At 49.6% G+C, this 8,893-nt stretch carries 11 protein-coding genes; 2 read left to right on the forward strand and 9 right to left on the reverse strand.

All coding sequences use genetic code 11. The annotated features are described in order from the left end of the window. Positions 1 to 6 precede the first annotated feature (6 nt). Positions 7 to 663 carry an oxidoreductase gene (locus ICL55_RS26360; protein WP_188103130.1) on the reverse strand — a complete coding sequence of 219 codons (657 nt, stop codon included), beginning with the start codon at positions 661 to 663 and terminating at the stop codon, positions 7 to 9. Positions 664 to 705: 42 nt separating this feature from the next. Here ICL55_RS26360 and murB point away from each other — a divergent pair, with 42 nt between their 5' ends. Further along, positions 706 to 1,719, forward strand: a complete 1,014-nt coding sequence (gene murB, locus ICL55_RS26365; protein ID WP_188103132.1) for a UDP-N-acetylmuramate dehydrogenase — start codon at positions 706 to 708, stop codon at positions 1,717 to 1,719. A 103-nt stretch (positions 1,720 to 1,822) separates the two neighbouring features. Here the strand turns inward: murB and ICL55_RS26370 are convergent, their stop codons facing one another. The 5 genes from ICL55_RS26370 to ICL55_RS26390 all read right to left on the reverse strand — a co-directional run bounded on the left by ICL55_RS26370 (position 1,823) and on the right by ICL55_RS26390 (position 6,493). Beyond that, the gene (locus tag ICL55_RS26370; RefSeq protein WP_188103134.1) at positions 1,823 to 2,785 is read right to left on the reverse strand and encodes a YpdA family putative bacillithiol disulfide reductase; all 963 of its coding nucleotides are present in this window, start codon (positions 2,783 to 2,785) and stop codon (positions 1,823 to 1,825) included. Positions 2,786 to 2,797: 12 nt separating this feature from the next. After that, on the reverse strand, positions 2,798 to 3,490 hold the full coding sequence (locus ICL55_RS26375) for a type 1 glutamine amidotransferase (RefSeq protein ID WP_188103136.1): 693 nt from the start codon (positions 3,488 to 3,490) through the stop codon (positions 2,798 to 2,800). A gap of 79 nt (positions 3,491 to 3,569) precedes the next feature. Continuing rightward, positions 3,570 to 4,457 (reverse strand): class I SAM-dependent methyltransferase, encoded by an 888-nt coding sequence (locus ICL55_RS26380; RefSeq protein WP_188103138.1) that lies wholly within the window; start codon positions 4,455 to 4,457, stop codon positions 3,570 to 3,572. A gap of 140 nt (positions 4,458 to 4,597) precedes the next feature. Beyond that, positions 4,598 to 5,557 (reverse strand): YeiH family protein, encoded by a 960-nt coding sequence (locus ICL55_RS26385; protein WP_188103140.1) that lies wholly within the window; start codon positions 5,555 to 5,557, stop codon positions 4,598 to 4,600. A 96-nt stretch (positions 5,558 to 5,653) separates the two neighbouring features. Beyond that, on the reverse strand, positions 5,654 to 6,493 hold the full coding sequence (locus tag ICL55_RS26390; RefSeq protein WP_188103142.1) for a hypothetical protein: 840 nt from the start codon (positions 6,491 to 6,493) through the stop codon (positions 5,654 to 5,656). A 179-nt stretch (positions 6,494 to 6,672) separates the two neighbouring features. Between ICL55_RS26390 and ICL55_RS26395 the strand changes: the two genes are divergently transcribed. Beyond that, the gene (locus ICL55_RS26395) at positions 6,673 to 7,197 is read left to right on the forward strand and encodes a hypothetical protein (protein WP_188103144.1); all 525 of its coding nucleotides are present in this window, start codon (positions 6,673 to 6,675) and stop codon (positions 7,195 to 7,197) included. Between the two features lie 3 nt (positions 7,198 to 7,200). Here ICL55_RS26395 and ICL55_RS26400 read toward each other — a convergent pair whose 3' ends face one another. The 3 genes from ICL55_RS26400 to ICL55_RS26410 all read right to left on the reverse strand — a co-directional run bounded on the left by ICL55_RS26400 (position 7,201) and on the right by ICL55_RS26410 (position 8,752). Continuing rightward, positions 7,201 to 7,578, reverse strand: a complete 378-nt coding sequence (locus ICL55_RS26400) for a hypothetical protein (RefSeq protein ID WP_188103146.1) — start codon at positions 7,576 to 7,578, stop codon at positions 7,201 to 7,203. Between the two features lie 105 nt (positions 7,579 to 7,683). Beyond that, entirely contained in the window at positions 7,684 to 8,259 is a 576-nt protein-coding gene (locus ICL55_RS26405) for a hypothetical protein (protein WP_188103148.1), read from the reverse strand. A gap of 55 nt (positions 8,260 to 8,314) precedes the next feature. Then, positions 8,315 to 8,752 carry a phosphohydrolase gene (locus ICL55_RS26410; protein WP_188103150.1) on the reverse strand — a complete coding sequence of 146 codons (438 nt, stop codon included), beginning with the start codon at positions 8,750 to 8,752 and terminating at the stop codon, positions 8,315 to 8,317. Positions 8,753 to 8,893 lie beyond the last annotated feature (141 nt).

Here is an 8,893-nt window from a genome sequence, read left to right on the forward strand (position 1 = left end):
AGGTATCTAAATTCCTAAATTTTGTATGGCATCGGACTCAAAGATATGTATCCCCGGGTCAAACTGTTTGGCGACTCTTGCCATGGCATGGGCCACGGTAGCGGCTTTGATGCCCCGGTATTTCTTCCAGCGTCCCTGTAACAGGAAATAGAACAACTGGATAAGATACTTGCCCAGCCATTCTCCGAAACGGAATTCTTTTCGCTCACCGATGAGAAAAGAGGGCCGGAAAATATAGGTGCCTACGAAGCCCATGGCCAATATGGCTTCTTCGGTCTGACCTTTGGTGCGCAGGTAGAAATTGGAGGATTTGGGATTGGCGCCGATGGAAGAGATCATCAGGAACTGTGGTATGTCCTTGCGGCGGGCGATGGCGGCACATCTGGCCGTGATGCCGTAATCCACTGCGCGGAAGTTTTCCTGTGTACCGGCTTTTTTGATGGTAGTGCCGATACAGGAAAAAAACACGTCTCCTTCAATGGCTGCTGTCAGGGCTGGTTCGTCATTGAAGTCAACGATGATGCTTTCCAGTCCCGGATGCTGATGTGCCCAGGGCTGCCGTACCAGCACTTTCACTTTGCTGAAGTAGTTGTCCTGTAACAGCGCGGCTACCAGATGAGTACCGGTAAGGCCTGTTGCTCCGATAACGATGGCTGTTTTCATACAATTTCTGATATATTTGCTTCCATATAAAGTTAAGCTATTATGGTATCAGAAAATGTGTTGCTACAATCCTATAATACATTTGGCATCCCGGCAACGAGCCGTTATTTCGCTTCCTTCGATAGTGAAGTTGCGCTGCAGGCCTTGCTGGATGAGCCTCGGGTAAAGGATTTGCCCCGGATGATCCTCGGCGGTGGCAGCAATATCCTGTTTACGAAGGATTTCGATGGGCTGATGCTCAAAAATGAAATCAAAGGCATGAAGGTGGTGGATGAGGATAACGACCACGTATATGTGAAAGCCGGCGCCGGCGAAAACTGGCATGGCTTTGTACAATACTGTCTGGCCGCTGATATGGCCGGTCTGGAAAATCTGTCGCTGATACCAGGCAATGTGGGTGCCAGTCCCATGCAGAACATCGGGGCTTACGGTGTGGAAATAAAAGACACTTTCCACTCACTGGAAGCGCTGCATCTGGAAGACCGCAGGGTCGTTACTTTTACTAACAATGACTGCGCATTCGGGTACCGCGAGAGCGTCTTCAAAAAACAATACCGTCATCAGTTTGCTATTCTGAGTGTTACTTACCGGCTCAATAAAACACCTCGTTTTAATACCAGCTACGGCGCCATCAATGAGGAGCTGGAGCGTATGGGTGTAAAAGAGCTGTCTATACAGGCGATCAGCCAGGCGGTAATCAATATCCGCTCTTCCAAGCTGCCGGACCCGGCTAAAATCGGCAATGCGGGTAGCTTCTTCAAGAACCCGTCTGTAGATGCGGCTAAATACGAGACGCTGAAAGCGGCGTTTCCGCAGATCGTGGCGTATCCGTTGGCCGACGGGCATTTCAAACTGGCCGCAGGCTGGCTGATAGAGCAGTGTGGCTGGAAAGGTTATCGCGAAGGGGATGCCGGCGTACATGCCAAACAGGCACTGGTGCTGGTCAACTACGGACATGCAAAAGGCAGTGAGATCTATGCCCTGTCGCAGCGGGTGGTGGATAGTGTGAAAGAGAAATTTGACGTGGAGCTGGAACGGGAAGTAAACATCGTTTAATGACGAATTAGGAATGACGAATGACGAATTGAGGGCTGTTTATTGGGAGAGTTTATTAAGTAACCTGACCATAAAACTGCCCTCAATTCGTCATTCGTCATTCCTATTTTTTAATCGATTGTATGATCTTATCTGCATGTTCACGTGAGTTTTCGATAAACCACACGTGCGTGTCCATGCCACCGCAAACGACGCCGGCCAGATAAATATGCGGCATATTGGTTTCCATAGTCAACGGATTGTACACGGGCAGTTTTTTGCGATCATCGGAGAGCTGTACGCCTGCTTTCTGTAATAGTGTAAAATCAGGCTGGTAGCCGGTCATGGCTATAACGAAGTCGTTTGCAATGGAGACTTCCCCTTCCGGTGTGTTGATCGTCACCGTTTGTTCTTCGATGCTTTTGATGGTAGAATGGAAGTAGGCTTTGATAGATCCTTCCTTGATCCTGTTTTCAATATCCGGTTTCACCCAATATTTTACTCTTTTACCGATCTCATCTTCACGGACCACCATCGTTACCTGTGCGCCTTTGCGATAGGTTTCCAGCGCTGCGTCTACCGCAGAGTTGTGAGCGCCTACCACCACTACTTTACGGGTAGCATAGTAATGCGGGTCTTTATAGTAGTGGGTGACTTTAGGAAGATGTTCACCGGGTACGTCCAGCATATTGGGGATATCATAGAAGCCGGTAGCGATGATCACGTGCCGGGCATGATAGGCCATTTTGGTGGTGGTGATGAAATACTCGCTGCCATTGGGCTGCAGCTCCCTCACTTCTTCAAACAGATTGATATTAAGCGCTTCAGAAGTGGCCACACGGCGATAGTATTCCAGTGCTTCCGGCCGTGATGGCTTGGGATTGATGGACACAAAAGGAATACCACCTATCTCCAGTCTCTCTGACGTAGAGAAGAAGGTCATGTACAGGGGGTAGTTATAGAGCGAGTTGACAAGGCAACCTTTTTCGATGATGACATAGCTGAGCCCTGCTCTTTTTGCGGCCAGGCCGCAGGCTATTCCGATGGGTCCTCCTCCTATTATCAGTACGTCGTAAGCAGCGATCATGATGTCTTTATTTTATAGTCCGGCCAGGTAATCCAGCAGTCGGAACATGGTTTGATTATTTTCGTTGGCCAGGTGCAGGTATTGTTCTATTTTCTCCGGGTTTTGCACAAAAGGCGCGCTATGTTGAAAAACGTCGGGATTGCAGCGTAATATTTCCAATATGGCAGCGCTATTCATTTCCATATGGAACTGCAGCCCGATGATACGGTCGCCGTATATGAAAGCCTGATTGCTGCAGGCGGCCGATGCAGCGAAGCGGGTAGCGCCGGTGGGCACATCGAAGGTATCGCCATGGAAATGGAAAGTATTCAGGCGATGAGGCAATACTTTTTCGAGTGGTGCAGCCTGTCCCTGAAAAGTGATATCTATCGGAAACCAACCTATTTCAGGTTGTGTATGCGGATATACATTAGCACCCAGTGCATGGGCCAGCAGTTGTGAACCAAGGCATATGCCAAGTATTTTCTTTCCACTGTCAATTGCTTTCTGAATAAGCTTTGTCTCGGTTGGTATCCACGGATAGGGTTCATATACACCCATGGTGCCTCCTACGATGATGAGCAGGTCGGCCTCTTCCAGCCCGGTGGCGTCCGGCGCCTCATCATACCAGCGGGTATGGCTGGTGGTATGCCCATTTTGGGCTATCCAATCTGCAATGCTGGCCAGGCCTTCAAAAGGCACATGTTGAAAATAGTGGATATGCATGGTTGTGCGGTAAATGGTTATTCAAAGATACGTTGCAACCGGGAAGTTTGATAACCCGAATTTACCAGCGGGGAGATGGTTATTTTAGTTCGCTTTTCACCACCCGGAAGTATTCATAGCCTTTCATCTTTTTGCTTTTCTCGCCGAAGTATTGCCGGCGGTACTTGTCGGCGCCACCATCATAGCGGACGATCATATTACGTTCATGCATAAACGCGGTGATGTTCCTGGGATCGAGGCCATAGTCCCAGTTTTCGCCGGCGCGGCGCAGGGTGTCGTTGATCCGGGAGAAGCCCGGATATTGTTTAGGGTTCTCCAGTACTGCCTTGTCGGGATAGGTGACGATCACCTGTGTGCCGGGAGGAAAGCTGCGAATAAAGCTGAACATAGCATCTGCGTGGCGGGCTTCCAGCCGTGTGGAGAGATTTTCCCAGAGAAAGAGTGTTTTATTGTAATGGCGTTGGTTGAGAAAATAAGGAGAGATGACGTCGGCGAGGAGTTGTTTGTTCATATCCAGTTTCACATAATCAGGATGTACGACCGGCGATTGGATCAGTTCCCAGAGGCGTGTTTGTTTGAACCGTTGCGTGTCCGGATGGTCTACTTCCACAAAACTGACCGGTTTATCAATGTGGAGGCGATAGGCTCTGGTATCGAAGGTGGCGCTGAGAATGATGACCTGATTGATTCCTTCTTCGCGGACCGCCTGTATCACCATATCGTCTATCAGTTTGGTGCGGGCGATGGCAGCGGTGTGCGTGCCGGGCCATCGAAGCTGGATATAGGCGGCGAGCAGTTTCCGGAAAAAGGGAATACGACAGCCGGAAACCAGCGTTTGATGATAGCCCGATAAAAAGGCTGCTGCGTACGGATCATGAAATAGCCGCTCTTCAGCTGGTTTGGTACTCTCAATGGCCCGGAATATCGCCATATAGGTCCCGGACTTGGTAGATGGCGCCTTACTCATAAGGACTTTGACTTGGTGGTTGTATGGTGAATAAGATCTTCGGGGAGGTCTCGGTCGTCTGTTGGTTATTTTTTCACTTGACTTGGGTATCAAATATATCATAAAATAATCAATTTGAATCCGGGAAAATCACCCCCTTATTATTTTACCAGTTGGAGGATGGCCATCAGGGCGCCCACACTGATACATACCCAGAGTAAAACACCTTGTAGCAGCGGCTGCCAGCCGATGCCGCGGAAAGCCTGGCGGGTAAGGCCGGCGCCAATCAGGAAGAGGGTCAGGGAGAGCGCGGTTTTGGCGCTGTGCACCAGCAGCGGGCCTACGGTGCTGATGGCAGGCACCCATGTGTTGAGCACCATGGCCAGCAGGAACAGACCGATGAACCAGGGGATTTTGATTTTACCGTTGCTGTTACGGAAAAGCAGGGTGGTCACAAAAGCTACCGGCATAATCCAGAGCGCGCGGGAGAGCTTAACGGTAGTGGCTATCTGTAAAGCGGTTTCTCCGTATTTATTGGCGGCGCCTACTACGGAACTGGTGTCGTGGATGGCAATAGCGCTCCACATGCCAAATTGTTGCTGGGAGAGGTTTAACCAGTGACCCACCGCGGGAAATACAAACAGGGCGAGGGAGTTGAGCAGGAATATGATGCCCAGTGCCACAGAGATCTGTTTTTCTCCTGCTTTGATCACCGGGGAAATGGCGGCGATGGCGCTGCCGCCGCAGATGGCCGTTCCGCAGGCAATCAGGTGGGAAGTTTGTTTTTCTATTTTCAGCAGCCTGCCGGTGATAAGGCCCAGCAGCAGGGTGCCGGCGATGGAGATCACGGTGAACAGAAAACCGGCTTTGCCGGCCTGTAAGGCAGCATGTACGTTCATGCCAAAGCCCAGCCCTACCACAGAAAGTTGCAGCAGCCAGTGTGTTATTTTAGGAGTGATATGTGCAAAGGGATTGCCGGTGGTTTGTGCCAGCGCCAGCCCGAGCAACAAAGCGATGGGCGGTTGCACCACCGGCAGCAGCGTGGCAGCTGCTGCGGCGATAAAAATAACTTTGGATAAAGGAAGGTCTTTGTGGGTATGTCCGGTCTTTTGTAATTGCATAACAGCATTGATTTTTCAGACACAAAGGTCTGTTCATTTGCTGCCGGAGTCAAATGGTCAAAAGTGATCTTCCATAACTTTTGGTTATGACCTCAATTAATCCACGGAAAGGATAAACTTATTGAATTTACCTGCAAAGTCTTCCTGGAGGCTTTTTTCGATGCCATTGAAGTAGTGGATGGTAAAGTTGCGTTGCAGCCTGCGGGTGGTAGTACCCGGTAGTTCCAGCGGACGGGAATGAATTACGCCGATCAGCTGTTTACCCTGGCAAACCAGCACCAGTCGATACAGCGGACTGGGATCATCGATACCGCTTTCGTAGTTGAAATACAGCGTGTACGGACGCAGCGACTTATCTTCTTCCAGTTTAAAATTGTGGATAAAGGCCTGCATGTCTTCTTCGCGGTGATCTTTGTGTTCCCGGAGATAATTGACCAGCGCTGTTTCTATGACGGTGCCGCCGCGGATGTTTTTCTTTTCCGTATAGCCGCTGAGGTTAGCCCACATCCTTTCGCCGTTGGTGGCTACCGGGAGGCGTATATCTTTTTCCAGCATGCCTGCGTCTTTACCGTTGACTGTCAGCTTGCGGCCTTTGCGGAACAGGGGCTTGGTGTATTCTGCGGAAGTGATGTCAATATCTACGCTGACCGGGTACCAGCCGTCTTTCAGCGGGGCGCAGTGGACCGGTATGTAGTCGGCAAGAGTGGCGATGACATCTCCTTTGGGGCCGGAGCGGATAACCGTGCCGGGAGATACTCTTTCTCCGATGACCGCTGCAGCCACGCCGGCTGCGAGTTTTTTGTTGGCAGGTTTCTTTTTGGCAGTAGTGGTGGCAGCGCCGGTATGGGTTTCGTCTTCATTACCAAACCTGCTGTGTTTATCTGAATGGCAGGCAAACAACACCATCGTCAGCGCCAAATAATAAAAATTCTTCATAATTGATTGGTACACAGAATGTAAGATAGCTAAAATTATCCAATCAGGCGTAAGGTCCGGTGGTGTGATGGAATTGGATAATTTTACGCTGAACAATTTTTGGGATGATGATACCTGACGAACTATTGAATTTACTGGATTTATATGCAGAAGATGAGTATAGTTTCCAATTGCAAAAAATGGATTTTACTGTGGAAAAGCCGGTTATTGCTATAGCCATTACCGTTAATGCAGAAGAGGTGGACCCTTTTACGCAGCATTGGGAAGTGGTGGTGGACGGGTATGTAAAAAGCAGTTGTACCCGCCGTTATTTTGACGGATTGTATTGGAATGATGATCATCCGTTGTTGTGGGAATACACGGAGGAATCAGGATCGTTGTATTTCAACGGTGCGGCAGCTGATGTGCCGGCGTTATTTATGGACTTATGGGAGGCGCATCAGGAAGAAACGGAGGGATGGCTGTCATTCGATCAGTATATCGGGAAGGACAGGATTGGTGCATTGAAGCATGGCGCCGGCTTGTTGGCAACAGGGCCGGTGCGGTTGCTGCAGGTGTATGCAGCCTGCCTGGACAGGCAGGGAATAAGTTACTCCATAATCGGGCGATGGCGCGGGCATGACTTTATCAAAAAGGGAAAAATATTATTTATGGACGGAGATTACATCATCGCCCGAAGCTTTGACTTTCGTCGTTTGTCCTGAATACTAGTATTCGGAGAAGATAACGTTGTCGCCTATCTGAAGCCGGCGGATTTCTTTCATGCTGGAGAAAGGATCGAGGGGCGACCATGCGGAGGCGGTGAACAGTTGCACGGAGCGGCCATGCAGTTGTTGTTCCAGACTGGTCATGGTAGCCGCTGGCATAGAAGCGGGTTTGATATAGTAGATCCTTGGATCGTCTTTGAGATGGATAACGTAGCCGGGAGTACTTTTCGTGACTTCCAGCACCTGGCCGGTAACGGGTTTGCAAGTGGCTTTACTAATCCGGCGGACGGACGGGATGCCGGAAATGAGCAGTATCAGCACAAAACAGGCTACAATTAACAGCGTAGCCGGACCTTTAGTGTTGGCTTTGTTATTCATCAGTTGGCAGTGTGTTGTGGTGGTGGTATAGGTAATGCTCTAATGTACGAAAATATATGAATAAAAAAAGCAGGCTGTAAGCCTGCTCTCTATCAATAAGTTGATTTATTTTTTCTTCGTGTCGGTATCGTCTTCCCATTCTTCGCTTTCATCCCAGTCTTCATCTTCATCTTCATCCCAGTCGTCTTCATCTTCTTCGATCAGGAGGCTTTCATCGGAGCCTGGTTCGATGTTGTTGGCGCGCCAGTGGGCTACTATTTCATCGTTCTTTTTCTGTACGGCCTCGAAGCTGGTGATTTTTCCTTCTTCGAAGCGGACTTCCACATCGGGGAGTGCTTTGATGGCGTTAAAGCATGTTTCCAGGAGGCTGATGTTAGCGGGTGCATTACGCAGGGCGCTATAGGAAAGCCGGATGGCATCAAAAGGGCCGCTGTTGTGAAATACTTCTTCGCCGTTAAACATCGGGAAAAGCCAGATCAGAACGTCGTCTCCGGTTTCTTCGTCATTCAGGATACCAAAAAAGTCGTCCAGCTGCTCAAATCCGAGTGGGGCCAGTTGGGCAAAAGTCTGGCTCCGGGCGGGAAACTTTGGATGCTCTTCCCCGGTGATCAGGAACAATTCGCTGAAGCGGGGTTTCTCTTTGGCAATAAACCGGAAGTCAATGAGGATATCGTTTTCCATTGATGGCTTTTCGTTTATACTGTAATTTAATGGTTTAATTGGAAAGGTATTCAAATTATTTCTCCTGGATAAGTGCTGCAGCTATCTTGCGGTATGCGTTCAGGTACTTATTCAGCCGGGGAACATCTTTGTCCTGTACGGTTGTCATCCGGCGGATGTCCATGTTGTCTGTCAGATCGTTGAGTTTAACGGTAGCGGCCAAACGGTTTTGCAGGGTACGGTTTACAAAATGTTCGTAGTCCTCTTCTTCAGATTGTTTGGTGACACAACGGAGTGCTTCGAGCAGGTGAGGCGCCAGGCCTTCACGGGCAAGGTCCTCAAAGGTCCAGTGGCTGTCTTCCACCACATCATGCAGTACGCCGACGATTTTCTCATCGTTGGTACGTCCCATTTGCATGACGCGGAGTACATGGGTGATGTAAGGCTGACCATATTTATCCACCTGGCCCTGGTGGGCCTCAGTGGCAATAGCGATTGCACGGGTTAGATCCATGCGGTAAATGTAGTATTTTTTTCACGCAAAGGAGGCAAAGGGAGCAGAGAGTGCAAAGGATTGCATAGAACCAAAGGGGCGAAGATCAATTTTTCACGCAAAGGCGCTAAGCAGCCAAGTCGCAAAGGATATTAAGCGAGC

Origin of the sequence: Chitinophaga varians (assembly GCF_014529945.1) — a bacterium.
In the GTDB taxonomy this organism is placed as follows: domain Bacteria; phylum Bacteroidota; class Bacteroidia; order Chitinophagales; family Chitinophagaceae; genus Chitinophaga; species Chitinophaga varians.